The 17713-nt window shown below is 74.9% G+C and carries 16 protein-coding genes; 9 read left to right on the plus strand and 7 right to left on the minus strand.

Annotated features, from left to right (window positions below; translation table 11 throughout):
- The 3 genes from AB0C78_RS41700 to AB0C78_RS41710 form a co-directional block, all read right to left on the minus strand.
- Window positions 1-1510: FtsX-like permease family protein (locus AB0C78_RS41700; protein WP_360759218.1), on the minus strand; the 1510-nt coding region annotated here is incomplete at its 3' end.
- Window positions 1510-2217 (minus strand): ABC transporter ATP-binding protein, encoded by a 708-nt coding sequence (locus tag AB0C78_RS41705; protein ID WP_360759220.1) that lies wholly within the window; start codon window positions 2215-2217, stop codon window positions 1510-1512. The genes AB0C78_RS41700 and AB0C78_RS41705, both read right to left, overlap by 1 nt.
- Complete coding sequence (locus tag AB0C78_RS41710; RefSeq protein WP_360759222.1) at window positions 2214-2468, minus strand: hypothetical protein; 255 nt, start codon at window positions 2466-2468, stop codon at window positions 2214-2216. The genes AB0C78_RS41705 and AB0C78_RS41710 overlap by 4 nt, the downstream gene beginning before the upstream one ends.
- Before the next feature lie 120 nt (window positions 2469-2588).
- Here AB0C78_RS41710 and AB0C78_RS41715 point away from each other — a divergent pair, with 120 nt between their 5' ends.
- From AB0C78_RS41715 to AB0C78_RS41730, 4 genes are all read left to right on the plus strand, one after another.
- Window positions 2589-3800 carry a histidine kinase gene (locus tag AB0C78_RS41715; RefSeq protein ID WP_360759224.1) on the plus strand — a complete coding sequence of 404 codons (1212 nt, stop codon included), beginning with the start codon at window positions 2589-2591 and terminating at the stop codon, window positions 3798-3800.
- Between the two features lie 107 nt (window positions 3801-3907).
- Window positions 3908-4555, plus strand: coding sequence for a response regulator transcription factor (locus AB0C78_RS41720; protein WP_360759226.1), 648 nt, complete (start codon window positions 3908-3910; stop codon window positions 4553-4555).
- Between the two features lie 105 nt (window positions 4556-4660).
- On the plus strand, window positions 4661-4993 hold the full coding sequence (locus AB0C78_RS41725) for a hypothetical protein (protein WP_360759228.1): 333 nt from the start codon (window positions 4661-4663) through the stop codon (window positions 4991-4993).
- 120 nt (window positions 4994-5113) lie between these two features.
- On the plus strand, window positions 5114-5791 hold the full coding sequence (locus tag AB0C78_RS41730) for a DUF4328 domain-containing protein (RefSeq protein ID WP_360759230.1): 678 nt from the start codon (window positions 5114-5116) through the stop codon (window positions 5789-5791).
- Here the strand turns inward: AB0C78_RS41730 and AB0C78_RS41735 are convergent.
- The 3 genes from AB0C78_RS41735 to AB0C78_RS41745 form a co-directional block, all read right to left on the minus strand.
- Window positions 5788-9168, minus strand: coding sequence for a DNA polymerase III subunit alpha (locus tag AB0C78_RS41735; protein WP_360759232.1), 3381 nt, complete (start codon window positions 9166-9168; stop codon window positions 5788-5790). The genes AB0C78_RS41730 and AB0C78_RS41735 overlap by 4 nt on opposite strands.
- A 1-nt stretch (window position 9169) precedes the next feature.
- Window positions 9170-9445, minus strand: a complete 276-nt coding sequence (locus AB0C78_RS41740; RefSeq protein WP_151539190.1) for a DUF6504 family protein — start codon at window positions 9443-9445, stop codon at window positions 9170-9172.
- 140 nt (window positions 9446-9585) lie between these two features.
- On the minus strand, window positions 9586-9861 hold the full coding sequence (locus AB0C78_RS41745; RefSeq protein ID WP_360759235.1) for a hypothetical protein: 276 nt from the start codon (window positions 9859-9861) through the stop codon (window positions 9586-9588).
- 249 nt (window positions 9862-10110) lie between these two features.
- Between AB0C78_RS41745 and AB0C78_RS41750 the strand changes: the two genes are divergently transcribed.
- From AB0C78_RS41750 to AB0C78_RS41765, 4 genes are all read left to right on the plus strand, one after another.
- The gene (locus AB0C78_RS41750) at window positions 10111-10812 is read left to right on the plus strand and encodes a TetR family transcriptional regulator (protein WP_360759237.1); all 702 of its coding nucleotides are present in this window, start codon (window positions 10111-10113) and stop codon (window positions 10810-10812) included.
- 65 nt (window positions 10813-10877) lie between these two features.
- Window positions 10878-11840 (plus strand): quinone oxidoreductase, encoded by a 963-nt coding sequence (locus AB0C78_RS41755; protein ID WP_360759239.1) that lies wholly within the window; start codon window positions 10878-10880, stop codon window positions 11838-11840.
- A 54-nt stretch (window positions 11841-11894) separates the two neighbouring features.
- A complete protein-coding gene (locus tag AB0C78_RS41760; protein WP_360759241.1) occupies window positions 11895-13259 on the plus strand; it encodes a DUF4389 domain-containing protein in 1365 nt (454 codons plus the stop codon).
- Between the two features lie 116 nt (window positions 13260-13375).
- A complete protein-coding gene (locus AB0C78_RS41765) occupies window positions 13376-15097 on the plus strand; it encodes a serine/threonine-protein kinase (protein ID WP_360759243.1) in 1722 nt (573 codons plus the stop codon).
- A 6-nt stretch (window positions 15098-15103) separates the two neighbouring features.
- On the opposite strand, the gene AB0C78_RS41770 is transcribed toward AB0C78_RS41765, so the two are convergent.
- Window positions 15104-16063 (minus strand): alpha/beta hydrolase, encoded by a 960-nt coding sequence (locus AB0C78_RS41770; RefSeq protein WP_360759245.1) that lies wholly within the window; start codon window positions 16061-16063, stop codon window positions 15104-15106.
- A gap of 207 nt (window positions 16064-16270) precedes the next feature.
- Here AB0C78_RS41770 and AB0C78_RS41775 point away from each other — a divergent pair, with 207 nt between their 5' ends.
- On the plus strand, window positions 16271-17677 hold the full coding sequence (locus tag AB0C78_RS41775; RefSeq protein ID WP_360759247.1) for an amino acid permease: 1407 nt from the start codon (window positions 16271-16273) through the stop codon (window positions 17675-17677).
- Window positions 17678-17713: the final 36 nt, after the last annotated feature.

Consider the following 17713-nt stretch of genomic DNA (forward strand, 5'->3'; position numbering starts at 1 on the left):
GCCGGTGGCGGATGGACGGCGACCCGGAAGAGGTCGGCGGGCCCCCGGCGGACGCCGGCGGGCCCCCGGCGGACGGCGGCCTCACCGCGACGCCCGCGTCGATCCCGCCCAGCCTGCCCCTGACCTGCTCGGCGACGGCGGCGGCGCGTCCCGGCGGGACGCTCAGCTCCAGCCGGTCGGACGCCTTCGCCCCGGACGAGACCCCGCCGAGCAGGGCGAGGAACCCGGCGACGAACCCGGTCAGCGCGACGCCCGCGACCGTCCGCCAGGCCGAGCGCGGGTCGTCCACCAGCCGGCGGCCGGCCAGCAGCCGCGCCGGGGTCCGCGCGAGGGCGACGGTGATCCGGCCGATCAGCGCGACCACCCACGGCCCGGCGAGGTTGATCGCGAGGAACGCCAGCAGGAGGAACACCAGCATGATCACCAGGCCGAGCCGGCCGAGGCCGGTCAGCCCGCCGCTCGCCCCGGCGAACGCGACCATGACCGCGGCGAGCAGCACGACCCGGACGGCGCGCAGCGCGGGCGGCGTCTCGCGGCGGGCGACGCCGAGCGGGCCGACCACGACGCGGCGCAGCCCCACGACCGCGCTGGCGCCGACGAGGACGGGCACCGCCGCGAGCACCGCCGCGACGACGGGCAGGCCCGGCCACAGGTCGGAGGCGTACCAGCCGCCGCCCGCGATCGTGATGCGGGTGAGCGCCGGGATCGCCGCCGCGTACAGGACGGTCCCGGCGAGCGCACCCGCCGCAGCGGTGATCACGGCCTCCGCCGTGGTGATCGCGACGACCTGCCCGGGCGTGGCGCCGACCAGCCGCAGCGCGGCGAGCCGCCGGTCGCGGCGCGCGACCGTCAGCCGGGCGGCGGCGCCGCCGAACACCAGCAGCGGCACGGCCATCAGCACCGACGCGATCGCGACGAGCGCCTGGTAGACGCCGGCGAACGCGGCGGCACCGGTGGAGTAGCGGGCGATCCGGGTGGGCGCGGCGGTGCTCTCCACGCCGGAGAGGCGGTCGCGGGCGGCCGTCATCGCGGGGTCGCCGGGAGCGCGGCCGACCACGGCGACGAGCTCGCCCGGGTGGATCAGCGCGTCCCGTCCGAGGGTCCCGGCGCGGGCGGGGAAGCGGGCGGCGAGCTGGTCGGACGGCAGGTCCTTCATCAGCCGGGCGAGCGCGGGCGAGGTCCACGTCTCGCCCGGGTCCGGGAAGCGCGGCATGCCGGGCGGTGCGGGCGCGCCCGGCTTCAGCGCCGCGAGGTCCACGACGGTGATCGGCTCGCCGCGGACGTGGTCGGTCGCGAGCGCCTCGATCATCACCGGGTCCGCGCCGGCGTTCCCGGGGTGCCGCCAGGCGTCGGCGCGGGCGCGCTGCGCGAAGGCGAGGTTGGCCGTCACCGCGAACAGCAGCAGCCCCGTGGAGACGGCGACCGCGGCGAGCGTGAGCGCGGCGCCGAGCAGGTTGCGGCGGCCCCCGCCGCGCAGCAACCGCCAGGTCAGGTCCAGGGTCGTGCCCATCACGCCGCCCCGGGGACCGGGTGCTGGACGCGGCCGTCGCGGACCTGCACCGTCCGGTCGCACCAGCGCGCCACGGACGGGTCGTGCGTCACCACGACCAGCGACGCGTCGTTGTGCCGGGTCGCCTCGGTCAGCAGCCGCATCGTCTCGTGCCCGGTGGCCTGGTCGAGCGCGCCGGTCGGCTCGTCGGCGAAGACGACCGCGGGACGCGGCGCCAGCGCGCGGGCGATCGCGACCCGCTGCGCCTGCCCGCCGGACAGCTCGCCCGGCCGCCGGCCCTCCATCCCGGCGAGCCCGAGCGGGCCGAACCAGGTCCGGGCGGCCTTGACGGCGGCCCGGCGCGGCGTCCCGTTCAGCATGAGCGGGAGCGCGACGTTCTCCTCGGCGGGCAGCTCGGGGAGCAGCTGCCCGAACTGGAACACGAACCCGAACCGGGTGCGGCGCAGCGTGCTGCGGCGGCGCTCGCCGAGCGCGTCGATCCGCTGCCCGAGCAGGTGCACCTCTCCCGCGTCCGGGCGCAAGATCCCGGCGAGGCAGTGCAGCAGGGTGGACTTGCCGGAACCGCTCGGCCCCATGATCGCGACGGTCTCGGCGCGGCCGACGGCGAGGTCGACGCCGTCGAGCGCGACGGCGGCGCCGAACCGCTTGGCCAGGCCGCGGCCCGTCAGGACCGGCTCCGGTCCGGCGGAGGGAGACGGTCCGCTCACGCCGCGGCCCTCCGCCGCTCCCCGGCGGACCGCAGCTCGACGACGTCGCCGGACGCCGGATCCGACCCGGTGTCCGGCCCGGCGCCCGGCCCGGCGCCCGGCCCGGCGGCCCGCTCATCACGGGGGTCCGACGGGCCGCGGGAGCGCCGGTCCCGGATCGACTCGACGATCTCCCGGGCGGGCATCACCAGCCCGCCGTAGATCACGAAGACGGCGAACAGCACGATGAGGGGCGTGTAGATCAGTTCCATGCCTCCAGCGTGCGCGCGGCGGGCACGCGCGCACATCGGGCACAGGTCCGGTCCGCGGTGGCCGCCCCTCGGCCGAACGGCCGATCCGGGGGTCCGCTCAGGGTCGTAACCTGCATAATCGTGAGCGATACGGGAACGGGGCTGGACCGCGTCCACTCGGTGGGCGGGTGCCTCATGCGCGTCGCGTACGGCGGTTTCGCCGCGCTGTACCTGCTGGCCGGGCTGATCGCCGTCCATCACGAGCTGCCGCAGGTGTGGCTGATCGGGTTCGCCGCCGCCGCGAACGCCGCGGCGCTCGCCCCAGCCCGCTGGCAGCTCCGCGCGGCGGTGGCCGCCGGGACGCTGTCCCTGCTCGGCACCGCCTACGTGAGCGCCGCCGTCGAGCTGCACCAGAGCAACCCCGGCGTGTTCGCCGAGATCGGCGGGCTGCTCATCGTCATCGCCCGGACGGTCTGGAAGGCGCCCCGGGACCGGCTCGTCCCGCTGGCGGTGCTGCTCGGCGCGGCGGTGCTGGCCGTCCCGCTGCGCTGGTCGCCGGTGGCGGCGCTGGTGTTCACCGCGCCGCTCGGCATCACGGTCGCGGTCGCGCTCGGCGTCGGGCTGTACCTGCGCGCGGTCGACGCCCGCCGGGCCCGGTCCCTCGCGGCGGCGCGCCGCGACGAGCGCCTGGAGCTGGCCCGCGACCTGCACGACTTCGTCGCCCACCACGTGACCGGCATCGTCGTCCAGGCGCAGGCGGCGCGGTTCGCGGCGCAGAGCGGCGCCGTGCAGTCGCCCGGGCAGCTCGACACCATGTTCGCCGGGATCGAGAAGGCCGGCACCGAGGCGCTGACGTCGATGCGGCAGATGGTCGGGCTGCTGCGGGACGCGCAGCACACCGGCGCGGCCGACGGCGAGGCGTTCGGCGCGGCCGGCGAGGCCGCCACCCGCCCCGTCGGCGACCTGACCCGGCTGCGCGACCTGGTCGCCGGGTTCACCGACCCGCCCGCCACCCTCACGCTCGCGCCCGACCTCGGCCCGCTGCCGCCCGAGGTCGCCGCCTCCGTGCACCGGGTGGTGCAGGAGTCGCTGACCAACGTCCGCAAGCACGCCGCGGACGCCGCGTCCGTCCGGGTCGCGGTCGAGCGGGCGGCCGGCGGGTCGGTCGAGGTCAGCGTCCGCGACGACGGGCAGGGCCGGGGCCGGCGGCTGCCGTCCTCGGGCTTCGGCCTGGCCGGGCTGACCGAGCGGGTCGACGCCCTCGGCGGCCGCCTCCGCGCCGGCCCCCGCCCCGAAGGCGGCTGGGAGGTCGTGGCTGTGTTCGATTGCAGTGCCCTTGGCGTCAGGCGCTAGAGCGCCTTCCTACGGCGGCCACTGCGTGCGATCGCGACGGCCGGATCCCGCGTGTCGCGGAAAGGACCGACGGCTCGCGCGCTCCGGCGGCATTGGAGAATGGGGACATGACCATCCGGGTGCTGATCGCCGATGACCAGGAGATGGTCCGGACCGGGTTCCGGATGATCGTCGACTCGCAGCCCGACATGGAGGTGGTCGGGGAGGCGGCCGACGGCGCGGAGGCGGTGGCGGCGGCACGGCGGCTCCGTCCGGACGTGTGCCTGTTCGACATCCGGATGCCGAAGATGGACGGGCTGGAGGCGACCCGGCTCGTCGCGGGCCCGGACGTGGCGGACCCGCCGCGGGTGGTGATCGTCACGACGTTCGACATGGACGAGTACGTGTACGGGGCGCTGCGCGGAGGCGCGGTCGGGTTCCTGCTGAAGGACAGCGGGCCGGCGCTGCTGGTGGAGGCGGTGCGGGCGGCGGCGAACGGGGAGGCGCTGGTGTCGCCGTCGATCACCGTCCGGCTGCTGGAGCATCTGGCGCGGCCGCCCGCCGTGCCCGCGCCGCCCCGCGAGCAGCTGACGGAGCGGGAGCTGGACGTGGTCCGGCTCGTCGCGCGGGGCCGCACGAACGAGGAGATCGCCGGGGAGTTGTTCGTGTCGCTGTCCACGGTGAAGACGCATCTCGGCAGCGTGCAGCGCAAGCTCGGGGCGCGGAACCGGGTCGAGGTCGCGGCGTGGGCGTGGGAGTCTGGCCTGATGGCCTAGCCGCTCCCGGACGGGATGGACCGGGCGGGGCACGGCGCCGCGGGGCGCGCATCGGAGGAGCACGGGGGAACGGCACTGGCACCGGAGTCGATCGACGGCATCCCCGTGACCGTGGTGGTCATCTGGGTCCTGGGAGCCGCCGGGTGGGGGGTGGTCCTCGCGGGGCTGCGCCGCGGGCTGCGCGGCCGGGACCGGGGGCCGGCGCTGTTCGCGCACACCGCCACCCCGGCGGGCGTCGTCCTGATGTTCGCGGTGCTCGGATACGGGTCGCTGTACGCGACGATCGCGCTGGCCGCGGAGTGGTGGTCGCTGGCGGCGGTGACGGGGTTCCGGCCGGCCCGGCTGGTGGCCGGTGGCGGCCTGCGGCGGCTGGCCGCGTGGCTGCTGCTGACCGCCGCCGTGACGTATGTGGCGGGACGCCTCGTCCTCGGCCGGTAGCGGCGGGCCCCGCCTGAAGATCCCCTGGAAGACCGTGAACCCTTCGGGGGCCAACCCAGTCAAACCTACGTAGTATCCGAAGCAGCGAACGGTAAAAAAGGGGCCCTCGGAGGTGAAACCATGCCGTGTGCGCTATGCGGCGACATCATCCCGTCCGAGGTCGCCCGGTGCCCGGCATGCGGGGCCTGGGCGCGGCGCCGCGACTTCCGCGCCGTCGGGGTGGCGGTGTTCATGCTGCTGGGCTTCGACGCGTTCGTCTCGCTCGGGTCGGGGATCAGCCTGCTGCGGATGGCGCGTCCGCTGCACGACGCGACCCATGACACCTATGACGCGTCCGTGACGGACAAGGCCCTCGCGCCGTACCAGGACGTGTTCCTGATCGGCGCGATCATGGCGACGGTCACCGGGATGCTGTACCTGGCGTGGCTGTGGCGCGCCTACGGGCAGTCGCCGGGGCCGCACCGGCACCATCGCGCGTGGGTGCTGCTCGGATGGTTCTGCCCGGTGGTGAACCTGTGGCTGCCGCCGCGCATGGTGTACGAGGTGTGGGTGAACAGCGGCCGGTACCGGACGGCGGAGCGGCAGGCGGCGGGCCTCGTCGTGGCCGGCTGGTGGGGGTGCGCCCTGGTCGGCCTGCTGCTCGCCCGGATGTTCGGCCACGGCAGCGTCGACACTCTCGCCGACGCCCGCTTCGACGTGCACGTGGGCGTCGCCGCGTCCGCGTTCCAGGCGCTCGCGGCAGCGCTGTGCATGGCCACCGTCTTCCAGATCACCCGCCTCCAGGTGGCGCGCGACTAGTTCGGGGACGGCCCGGACGAGCCTCCGCTGGTGTGCCAGAGCGGCGCGCGCGGGGGCCGTTTGACGGCGGGCCCGGCATGACCGATGTCGGAGTACGGGGACATCGCGAAGCCGGTCGGCTGGACGACGCGGCGCCCGACCGGCCGGGCCTGCGGTCCGCGCCGGGCCATCGCGGTGCGGACGGCGTCCATGCCGCCGTGCCGCCATTCCTCGTAGAGGGTGTTCAGGTCCCAGCATGCGGTCGCGGTGATGGAGACGGCGCGGGCCCCGGCGTGCCGGACGCGGCCGCGGACGACCAGCAGCCACGAGCCGAACACGGTCGCGGCGCAGCGCTCCTGCACCGACTCGAAGAACGCCAGGTCGACAGGTCCGGTGGAGTCGTCGAGCGTGGCGAAGATGACGCGCTGCCCGGACCGCACCGCCGGGGTCTGCGTCGCGACCTTCACCCCCGCGACCAGCACGTCCGTTCCGGTGGGACGGCCGGGCAGCGCGGCGGCGCGGACGATCCCGAGGGCGTCGAGGAGCCCGTCGTAGAAGCCGAGGACGTGCCGGCTGACGTCCATGCCGAGGACGTCCAGCTCGGCCTCGACGATCTCGGCGGGCGTCATCGGCGGCAGCTCGCCGAGCGGGACGGGCTCGGCGAGGCCGGCCTCGACGCCGGACAGGTCGCCGTCGCCGTCCTCGTGGCCGAGCGGCAGCTGCCCCTCGACCACGGCGGGGCCAGGGCGGCGGGCGGTGACGCGGTCGAGGGCGCCGACGCGGCAGAGCAGGTCGCGGCGCGGCACCGGCCCGCCGCCGGGACCGGACGGGTACAGCGCGTCGAACGCCCCGGCGAGGACGAGCCGCTCGGCGGTCGGCCGCGAGACGCGGGCGCGGCGCCAGAAGTCGGTCAGCGACGCGTACGGCCGGGCGCCGACGATCGCGCCGACCTCGGCGTCGCTGATGCCCCTGACCTCGTGCAGCGCGACGCGGATCCCGGTGGGGCCGCCCTCGGAGACGGGTTCGGCGTGCCAGTCCGGCGCGGACCGGTTGACGTCCAGCGGCAGGATCGGGACGCCGAAGTGCCGCGCGTCGTCCAGGATGACCCGCTTGGGGTACATGCCGGGGTCGTGGGTGAGGACGCCGGCGTAGAACGCGGCGGTGTGGTGCCGTTTCAGCCAGGCGGACTGGTAGGTCGGCAGCGCGAACGACGCGGCGTGCGCCTTGCAGAACCCGAACGCGCCGAACGCGGTGAGCGTCCGCCAGACCCGTTCGACGGTCGGCTCGTCGTAGCCGCGCGCCAGGGCCTTCTCGCGGAACCAGGCGCCGACGACGGCCTGGCCGCGCTCGTGGTTGAGGCTGCGCCGCGCCGCCTCCGCCGTCGACAGCCCGCATCCGGTCATCACGTCGAGGACGCGCAGCACCTGCTCGTGGAACACGACGACGCCGAGGCTCTCGCGCAGCACCGGTTCGAGGTCGGGATGCGGGTAGTCGGGGGCGCGGGTCCCGGCGCGGGCGTCCAGGAACGGCGACACCATGTCGGAGTTGACCGGCCCGGGGCGGAACAGGGAGATGTCGATAACGAGGTCGTCGAGGTCCCACGGCTGGAGCCGGCCGATCAGCTCGCGCTGGCCGGGCGACTCGATCTGGAAGCAGCCGAGCGTGCGGGACGTGCGGATCAGCGCGTAGGTGTCGGGGTCGTCGCGCGGGACGGCCTCCAGGTCGATCTCCTCCCCCGTCACCCGGGCGACCTCGGCGACCGCGTGCGCCATCGCCGACTGCATCCGGACGCCGATGACGTCGAGTTTCAGCAGGCCCATCGCCTCGACGTCGTCCTTGTCGAACTGGCTCATCGGGAACCCGAGCGCGCTCTGCTCGACGGGCACGCGGTCGCGGAGCGTCGCGTTGGACAGCAGCACGCCGCACGGGTGCATCGCGATGTGCCGGGGCAGGCCGTCCAGCCGTTCGGCGATGCGGAACAGCACGTCCAGGCGGCCCTGCGACAGGTTGCTCTGCCGCAGTTCCGGCAGATCGCGCAGCGCGGCGCCGATCTGGCTCGCGCGGATGTGCGGGAACGCCTTGGCGATCGCGTCGATCTCCTGCGGCGGGAGCCCGACGGCGTTGCCGACGTCGCGGATCGCGCTGCGCGCCCGGTAGGTCTCCATCATCGACACGCACGCGGTGCCGTCGGCGCCGTACCGGTCGAACAGCGCCTCGTACGCTTCCAGGCGCCGCGCAGACTCGACGTCGAGGTCGATGTCGGGCAGGCCCTCGCGGCTGTCGGCGAGGAACCGCTCCATAACGAGGTCGTGCCGCAGCGGGTCGAGGTCGCCGATGCCGAGCAGGTAGTTGACCAGGCTGCCCGCGCCGGAGCCGCGGATCGCGCAGCGGATGCCGCGCGACCGGATCAGCGCGGCGGCGTCGGCGACCGTGAGGAAGTACGAGGCGAGCCCCTTGCGGGCGATCACGCCCAGCTCGTCGGCGAGCCGGACCTCCGCGCGCCGGGACCCGTCGAGGCCGCGCCGGGCCATCCCCTCCGCGCAGCGGGCGGCGAGCCGGGCATGCGGATCACCGGTCACCTCGGGCAGGTGCACCGCGTCCATCTGCAGGTCGCGGCCCGGATCAAGGACGCACCGCTCCGACAGCCGCCGGGTCTCGGCGAGCAGCGCGTCGGCCTCGTCCGGGCCGCAGGCCAGCTCCGCGACGCGGCGCATCTGCGGCGCCGACTTCAGGTAGGCGTGCCCGGTGCGGTCGTCGAGGTGCCGGCGGTCCAGCGGGACGAGCCGCCGCGTCACGTCCAGCACCTGCGCCACCGGATGGTCGGCCGGCTCCAGGTACCGGACGGCGTTGCCGAGCACCGCGGGCACCCCGGATTCCCGGGCGAGCGCGAGCATGCGCACCGCCCGGTGCCCGTCGCCCACGTCGTGGTGGTCCACGATCTCGATCACCGTCTCGGCGGTCTCCCGCCACCGCGCCAGCAGCCGGGCCGCCAGGTCGGGACGGCGCGCCGCGACGGCCCGTCCCACGTCGGAGGCGGGGCCGAGCAGGACCACGAGCCCCTCGGCGTGCGCGCCGACCATCTCCCGCGTCGTCACCGGACGCCCCCGCTCGCCCGCCGCGTGCGCCGCGGTGACGAGCCGGCACAGCGACCGCCATCCGGCGCGCCCCTCCGCCAGCACCACGACCCGCTCCCCGCCGGCGAAGCCGAGGTCGGCGCCCACGACCGCGCCGATCCCCGCGGCGTCGCACGCCTGGACGTGCCGCACCGCGCCGTACAGGCCGTCCCGGTCGGTCAGCGCGAGCGTCTCCAGGCCGAGGTCGGCCGCGCGCGCGGCCAGCGCGGCGGGCGGCGCCACGCCGTACCGGAGCGAATACGCCGAAGCGACGTGAAGGTGCACGTCAATCCCATACCCGGGATAGCAGCCAGCTGTCGGAGACCGCGTCGTAGCGCAGCTCGTAGACCCCGATCTCCCGGTCCGGGGTCGCCTCGACCCGCCAGAACTCCCGCTCGCCGGTGGCCTCGCCGTCGGGATGCTGCTCCCGCCACCAGTCGCGGGTCGTGACCCAGTGCTCCAGCACCCGCCGGACGCGGTAGAGCCGGCCACGCCAGACGAACCGGACCGGACGCCCGTCGCTCGTCCAGACGTCCACCGGGTCGCCGAACACGCGTGTCATCTGCCTCCCCCTCGTGCTCGCCGCACGGGGGAAGGAGCATGCAGCCGTTCGAACATACGTTCGCGGCCGAGTCTAGAGACCCCGCCGACCGACAAGCAAGGCGGGGTCCGGCGAGCCCGGCGCCCGGCGGCGGGAGGCGATCAGAACAGGAGGCGGATGCGGTCGGCCACGTCCGGGGCGGTGGTGACGTCGGCCATGCCGCCGCCGGGCCAGAGATAGGACCAGCCGGCGCCGACCGGGGTCGCGACGACCATGAGCTGCCGGTCCGCGCCCGGCCCGTGGACGCTCAGCACGCTCTCGCCCGGCCCCGCGAGCCGGCAGGACAGGCCGCGGGCCCGGAGCTCGTCCGCGAGGGCCGCCAGGTGCCGGCGACGCACCTCGGCGATCTCTCGTCCATCGACTACAGACACCCGCATCAGCCGCCTCAGCATGGACCGGGCCGTCCGCCGGCGACCATGGGCGATCGGACGGCGACGGTTGGTGACCGGCTCTCAGGATGACCCGAACCGGCGGGCCGCGCAGCGGAAACGCCGAGAGTGGGACGCGGGTTTTCCGGGCACCGCCTTCCGTGGAACGGAACCCGGTTCGGAACCGGAGGGAGCGTCCGTGATAGAAGCCTCTCTGAGACGGGCGTCCGGCGCCCGGCCCGGAGAAGGAGTCAGCCGATGACCGCCGTCCCCGCCGGCGACGAACCGGACGCGCCGGAAGGCGATCCGCCGGAGCGCGAGGACGCCTCGCATCGCGCCGGGCACGAGCTCGCCGGGCTGCGCGAGCGCAAGAAGCAGCGGACCAGGCTCGCGCTGATCGACGCGGCGCTCGAGCTGTTCCTCGCGCAGGGCTACGAGGCGACGACGATCGACGAGATCGTCGCGGCGGTGGAGGTGTCGCAGCGCACGTTCTTCCGCTACTTCGCCACCAAGGAGGACGTCGTCACGGGCTTCCTCGCCGAGCACGACCAGGTGCTGGAGGACGCGCTGGCGGCGCGGCCGCCGGAGGAGCGCCCGTTCACCGCGCTGTTCGAGTCGCTGCGGGTGGTGCTGCGCACCATCGCGGGGAGCGATCCGGCCGACAGCGAGCGGTTCCGCCGGGTGCGGCAGGTGATCGAGGCGACGCCGACGCTGATCTCGGCGCAGATGGCGCGGTACAAGGCCGCGGAGAGCAAGCTCGCCGAGGAGATCGCGCGGCGGGAGGGCGTCGACCCGCTCGCCGACCTGCGGCCCCGGATCGTCGTGGCGTTCTACTCGTCGGCGACGCGGGTCGCGTTCGAGGACTGCGCGCGGCAGGACATCTGGGACCCCGAGACGGTCGCGGCGCGGGTCGAGGAGGCGGTGGCGCTCGTCGAACGCACGATGCGCGACTGGGTCTGACGGAATAGCCCGCGCGGGCGCCGGGTTCGGCGTTGGCGTAGGTTCCCCGAACGGCAGGAGTGGAAATGCGCGCGATCGTCGTCTCCGCGAGCGGCGGCCCCGAGGTGCTGGTGCCCGGTGAGCGTCCCGACCCGGTGCCCGGGCCCGGGGAGGTGCTCGTCGACGTGGCGGCGAGCGGCGTCAACTTCATCGACGTGTACTACCGGACGGGCGCCTACGCGGAGTCGCTGCCGTACGTGCCGGGCGTGGAGGGCGCGGGGACGGTCGCGGCGGTCGGCGAGGGCGTCGGCGACGTCGCGGTGGGCGACCGGGTGGCCTGGTCGAACGTGCAGGGCTCGTACGCGGAGCGGGCCGTCGTCCCGGCGGACAAGCTCGTGCCGGTTCCGGACGCCGTCGGCCTGGACGACGCGGCCGCCGCGCTGCTGCAGGGCATGACGGCGCACTACCTGACGCGTTCGGTGCACGAGGTGAAGCCCGGCGACACGGTGCTGGTGCACGCGGCGGCGGGCGGGATGGGCCTGCTCCTCACCCAGGTCTCCAAGGCGGCGGGCGCGCGCGTCATCGGGACCGCCTCGACGCCCGAGAAAAAGCGGACGGCGCGGGACGCGGGCGCCGACGAGGTGCTCGACTACGACGGGTTCGCCGACCGGGTGCGGGAGCTGACCGGCGGCGAGGGCGTCGCGGTGGTGTACGACGGCGTCGGCGCGCCGACGTTCGACGGCAGCCTGGCGAGCCTGCGGCGGCGCGGCGTCCTCGCGCTGTACGGCGCGGCGGGCGGGAAGGTGCCGCCGTTCGACCCGCAGCGGCTGAACGCGGCCGGGTCGCTGTTCCTGACGCGGCCGACGCTGGCGCACTACACCGCGACCCGCGAGGAGCTGCTGGAACGCGCCGCCGACGTGTACGGCTGGATCGCGTCCGGCACGCTGGAGCTGCACATCGGGAAGCGGTACGGCCTCGCCGACGCGGCCGCCGCGCACGCCGACCTGGAGGCGCGCCGCACCACCGGGAAGCTGCTCCTCGTCCCCTGACGATCGTCCCCTAATGATGATCAGCACGGCGCCGGCTCCCCTAACCTTGCCTCCATGACGACTCAGACCGCCGACCCCCTCGATCAGGACGAGCCCCGCGTTCTCGGGCCCTACCGCCTGCTCGGCCGGCTCGGCCGCGGCGGCATGGGCACCGTGTACCTGGCCGCCGAGCCGGACGGGCGCCGGGTCGCGGTGAAGGTCGTCAACCGCGAGCTGGCCGGGGAGCCGGCGTTCCTCGCCCGGTTCCGCCGCGAGGTCACCGCCGCGCGCCGCGTCCACCGGTTCTGCACGGCGCCGGTGCTGGACGCCGAACTCGACCAGGACCCGCCGTACGTCGTCACCGAGTACATCGACGGCCCGAGCCTGGAGACCGCCGTCCGGGAGCGGGGCCCGCTGCCGCCCTCGGACCTGGAGGGCCTGGCGGTCGGGGTGGCGACGGCGCTCGCCGCGATCCACGGCGCCGGGATCGTGCACCGCGACCTCAAGCCCGCGAACGTCCTGCTGTCGTCCACCGGGCCCCGCGTCATCGACTTCGGCATCGCCCGCGCCCTCGACGCCCCCGACGGCCCGACCCGCACCGGCCAGTTCGTCGGCACCCCGTCGTACATCGCGCCCGAGGTGCTGCACGGCGGGCCGGTCGAGCAGGCGTCGGACGTGTTCGCCTGGGGCTGCGTCATCGCCTACGCCGGGACGGGCCGCCCGCCCTTCCAGGGCGAATCGGTCGCGGACACGTTCCGGCGGATCGGCGCCGAGGAGCCGATGCTCGACGGCCTCGACCCGCGGCTGCGCGCGATCGTCGCGACCGCGCTCGCCAAGGACCCGCGCCGCCGGCCGACCGCCGAGCGGCTCCTCGCCCGGCTCGTCGGCCAGGAGGAGGCGGATCCGGCGCGGACCGCGGAGACGGTCTCGGCGATCTGGCGGCGTCCGGACGGCGCCGCGCCCGTCCCGCCGCCGGCACCGGCCCCGTCGCCGGAGCCGTCGCCGTCGCCGTCGCCGTCGCCGGAGCCGGTTCCCGCGCCGGTCGCGGACGTCCCGGAGCCGCGTCCCGCCGAACCGCGCGCCGCCGTCCCGCCACCCGCGGAGGCCACCGCGTCCCCCGGTCCGGACGAGGAGACCGTCGTGGTCGACCTGCCGTTCCCGGGAGCGTGGCGGGGGCCGCGGCGCTGGCTCACCCTGCTGCGCGGGCTGCTGGTGATCCCGCACCTGCTGGTGATGCTGCTCATGTACGCCGTGCTGGTGGTCGTCATGCTGGTGAGCTGGCTGGTCATCCCGTTCACCGGCCGCTACCCGCGCGCGCTCTACGGCCTGGTCGTCGGCTGCCAGCGCTGGTCGAGCCGCGTCGTGGCGTACGCGTTCGGCCTCACCGGCGAGAAGATCCCGCCGTTCCGCACCCTGCCCCGCGCACGCCGCTCCCGCTGACCCCGCCGCCCCGCGTGCTCGCGAACCCGGCCGCCGCTTCGCGCGTCTGAAACGTCGGCGGCCACTAGGGTGCTACCCGAAACCCCCGGAAACCCCCTCCCCAGGAACTTCACACCATGACCACGCACGCAGGAGAGAACGGCGAGGCCCTGCGCCCCGAGGATCCCACCGGGCTCGGCCCCTACCGGCTGGTGGGGCGGCTCGGCCGCGGCGGCATGGGCACGGTCTACCTCGGCGAGGAGGCCGGCGGGCGGCGCGTCGCCGTCAAGGTGATCAACCGCGAGCTGGCCGGGGAGGCGCCGTTCCGCGACCGGTTCCGCCGCGAGGTGACGGCCGCGCGGCAGGTCCGCCGGTTCTGCACCGCGCCGGTGCTGGACGCCGAGCTCGATCAGGACCCGCTGTACGTGGTCACCGAGTACATCGAGGGCCCGAGCCTGGAGACCGCCGTCGCCGAGCGCGGCCCGCTGCCGGGCTCCGACCTGGAAGGGCTGGCGGTCGGGGTCGCGACGGCGCTCGCGGCGATCCATGGCGCCGGGATTGTCCACCGCGACCTCAAGCCCGCGAACGTCCTGCTGTCGTCCACCGGACCCCGGGTGATCGACTTCGGCATCGCCCGCGCCCTCGACGCCGCCGACGGCCCGACCCGCACCGGCCAGTTCGTCGGGACGCCGAACTACCTGCCGCCCGAGCTGCTGCGCGGCGAGCCGGTCACCCCCGCCTCCGACGTGTTCTCCTGGGGCTGCGTCGTCGCCTACGCCGGGACGGGCAAGGCGCCGTTCGCCGGGAACACCGTCCCGGAGATCTTCTACCGGGTCGCGCACGACGAGCCGAAGCTCGACGGCCTCGACCCGGGCCTGCGCGACATCGTCGCCGCCGCACTCGACAAGGACCCGCGGAACCGGCCGTCCGTCCAGGACCTGCTCGGCCGCCTGGTCGGCTCCGGGCGGACGCCGGACCCGGCCGTGCTCGCGCAGACCGTCCAGGCAAGCTGGCACGGCGCCGGGACGGACCCGACCGTGCAGGCGCGCCACGCTCGGCCGGGCCCGACCGCGCTGCTCGGCGCGGACGCCACCCGCCGCGACTCCCGCCCCGCCGGCGGACCGGGCGGCGCGGGCGGCGGCGGTCTCGGCGGCCTGCCGAAGCGCCCGCTGATCATCGCGGGCGCCGCCGTCGCCGCGCTGGCCGTCGTCGCGGCGGTCGTGGCGTTCACCGTGTTCGGCTCGGACGGCCCGCCGGACAAGCTCGCCACCGTGTTCAGCGACGACTTCTCCAGCCAGGACTCCGGCTGGAGCGGAGGCGCCTACACCAGCCAGTACGGCTACCAGGGCGGCAAGTACTGGCTCGACACCGACACGATCACCTCCGCGCGGTCGCGGGACGTGCCCAAGGACCCCAAGGACGTCCCGGACCCGATGCTGATGACCGTCACCGTCACCGTCTCGGAGGGCGCGCCCGACGCGCACTACGGCATGGCGTGCCGGTCGGGCGACGACGGCAAGCAGCAGTACACGTTCCTCGTCCGGCACGACGGCAAGGGCGCGACGCTCCGCAAGACCAGCGCCGCCCTCGGCTCCAAGGAGCTGGCCTCGCCCGACTCCGTCCCCGGCTTCGCCAAGAAGGGGCCGAACAAGGTGCAGGTCGCCTGCGAGGGCGAGGACGGCGGCAAGAAGGTCCGGCTGCGGCTCTGGGTGAACGGCGAGCAGGTCATCGACAGGACCGACGCCGACCAGCCGCTGCCGAACGGCGGCGCGAAGCTGCAGATCGAGCGGGGCGGCAACCAGGCCGAGCGGAGCGTCGTCGGCTTCGACGACTTCGACCTGTCCAAGATCACCGGCTGACCCGGATCACCCGCCGGCGGGCAGGTAGCCGGCGATCCAGCGGGCCAGCTCGGCGAACACCTCGCCGCGGGCGGGCTCGGCCGACAGCGTCAGGTCGTGCAGCCCGCCGCCGATCCGGACGAGGGTGACGTGCGGCCCGAGCCGGGGCGCCCACTTCGCCATGTGCGCGACGTCCAGGACGGCGTCGGCGCCGGTGACGTCCAGCGCCTTGCGGGTGGGCCGGACGCTGCGCGCCGACGCCATCACCAGGACGGGCACGTCGATGTCCAGCCCGCGGTGCGCGCGCAGCTGGCCGCGGCGGATCGCGGCGAGCCACGCCGCGCGCACCGGGAACCCCTCGATCGGCTTCCAGGCGAGGTCGAAGTCCCATTCGCCCTCGTGGTCGCGGTGGATGCTGCGCGGGTACCGGTCGCTCACCCCGGCGGGCAGCGTCGCCTTCGGGAACCGGGGCCGCAGCGCCCGCGCCAGGCCCGCGCCGATCTTGCGCATCGGCAGGGGCTCGTTGATGTCGAGGAACGGGCTGTTGAGGAACACCCCGTCGACCAGGCCCTTGCCCTTCGCCCGGTCGGCCCACAGCGCGGCGATGAGGCCGCCGGTGGAGTGCCCGTTCAGCAGCAGGGTGTCGTGCCCGTCGACGTCCCGGACGATCCGGACGGCCTCGTCGATCTCCGGGAAGTACTCCGTCAGGCTCTCGATGTAGTTCGGGGTCTGGTGCGGCCGCAGCGACCGCCCGTACTTGCGCAGGTCGAGGGCGTAGAAGTCGAAGCCGAGGCCGAGGTAGAAGTCGGCGAGGTGCGCCTGGAAGAAGTAGTCGACGAACCCGTGCAGGTACAGCACGGCCCGGCCGGACGGTTCCGCGCCGCGCCGCCGGACGAGGGTCGCCACGACCTCGCCTTCGGCGTCGCGTCCCATCGGCAGCTCGATCGCCTCGTATCCGGGACCGAGCACGTCCTCCGTCACGTCCATCGCGCCTCCTTCGCCGTACCACCGCCGTGCGGGCCATAACGCCGCCGTGCGGCCCAGTCCCACAGCGTACGGCCAGGGTGCGTCCCGTCCGGAGACCTATATTCGGACGACCGATATATGGATCGCAGTGGTCCCAAAGTCCCCTAAGGTGAGTGACGGCCCCGTCACGGGCCGCGACCCCCGCCAGCGGACACGGAACCTGGAGAGATGACCGACACCACCACCGACGACCGCTCGACCCGGCTGCGGACGGGACTGCGCCGCCGCCACATGACGATGCTCGCCATCGGCGGCGCGGTGGGCGCGGGCCTGTTCGTCGGCAGCGGCGCCGTGATCGGCACCGCCGGGCCCGCCGCCGTCATCTCCTACGCGGCGGCCGGCGTGCTGGTGCTGTGCGTGCTGCGCGCGCTCGGCGAGATGGTGGTCGCGCGGCCGGTCGCCGGGTCGCTCGCCGAGTACTCGCGCATGGCGCTCGGCCCGTTCGCCGGGTTCACGATCGGCTGGCTGTACTGGTACCTGTACGTCATCCTCGTCGGCGCGGAGGCGACGGCCGGCGCGGCGATCCTGGCCGGCTGGATCGACCTGCCGCAGTGGTTCCTCGCCGCCGCGCTGCTGGTGGTGATGACGGCGGTCAACCTCGTGTCGGTCCGCTCGTTCGGCGAGTTCGAGTTCTGGTTCGCCTCGATCAAGGTCGCCGCGATCCTGGTGTTCCTCGTGCTCGGCGTCCTCTGGGTCGCGGGCCTGTGGCCGCACTCCCCCGGCGGGCTGGACGTGCTCACCGGGCACGGCGGCTTCGCCCCGAACGGCGTCAAGGCGATCTTCACCGCGATCGTGGCGGTGATGTTCGCCTTCGGCGGCACCGAGATCGTCACGGTCGCCGCCGCCGAGAGCGCGGAACCCGGCCGCGCCGTCGCGAAGGCCACCGGCAACGTGCTGTACCGGGTCGCGCTGTTCTACGTGCTGTCCATCCTGCTCGTCGTGTCGATCCTGCCGTGGAACGACGCCAAGGTGCTGACCAGCCCGTTCGTCAGCGCCCTGGACCGGCTGGACGTGCCCGCCGCCGGCACGGTGATGCAGGCGGTGATCCTCACCGCGGTGCTGTCGGTGCTGAACTCGGCGATCTACGTCTCGTCCCGGATGCTGTACGTGCTGACCCGGGACGGCGACGCGCCCGCCGGGCTGGTGCGGCTGAACCGGCGCGGCGTCCCCGTCCGCGCGATCCTGCTCGGCACGGTGGCGGCGTGGGCCGCGGTGATCGCCTCGTACACCTCGCCCGACCAGGTCTTCAAGTTCCTGATGAACTCGATCGGGGTCATCCTGGCGTTCGTCTACCTGGCGATCATGTTCTCGCAGCTGCGGCTGCGGGCCCGGCTCCAGCGCGAGGACCCGGGCAGCCTCACCTACCGCATGTGGCTGTACCCGTACCTGTCGTGGCTGGTCGTGGCCGCGCTGCTGGCGGTGCTGGTGTCGATGGCGTTCCTGCACGCGCAGCGGTCGCAGCTGATCGCCTCGCTGGTCAGCCTCGCCGTGGTCGCCGCCTGCTACCCGCTGCGCGCCCGGTTCGGCCGCAAGCCCCCCGTCACCGTGCCCCCCACCCTCACCAAGGCCCCCTAGCCCTTGGCGCCCGGCCCGCCCGCCCTCACGCCGGCG

The sequence above is a fragment of the Actinomadura sp. NPDC048394 genome (assembly GCF_040651755.1).
GTDB lineage: Bacteria > Actinomycetota > Actinomycetes > Streptosporangiales > Streptosporangiaceae > Spirillospora > Spirillospora montaniterrae.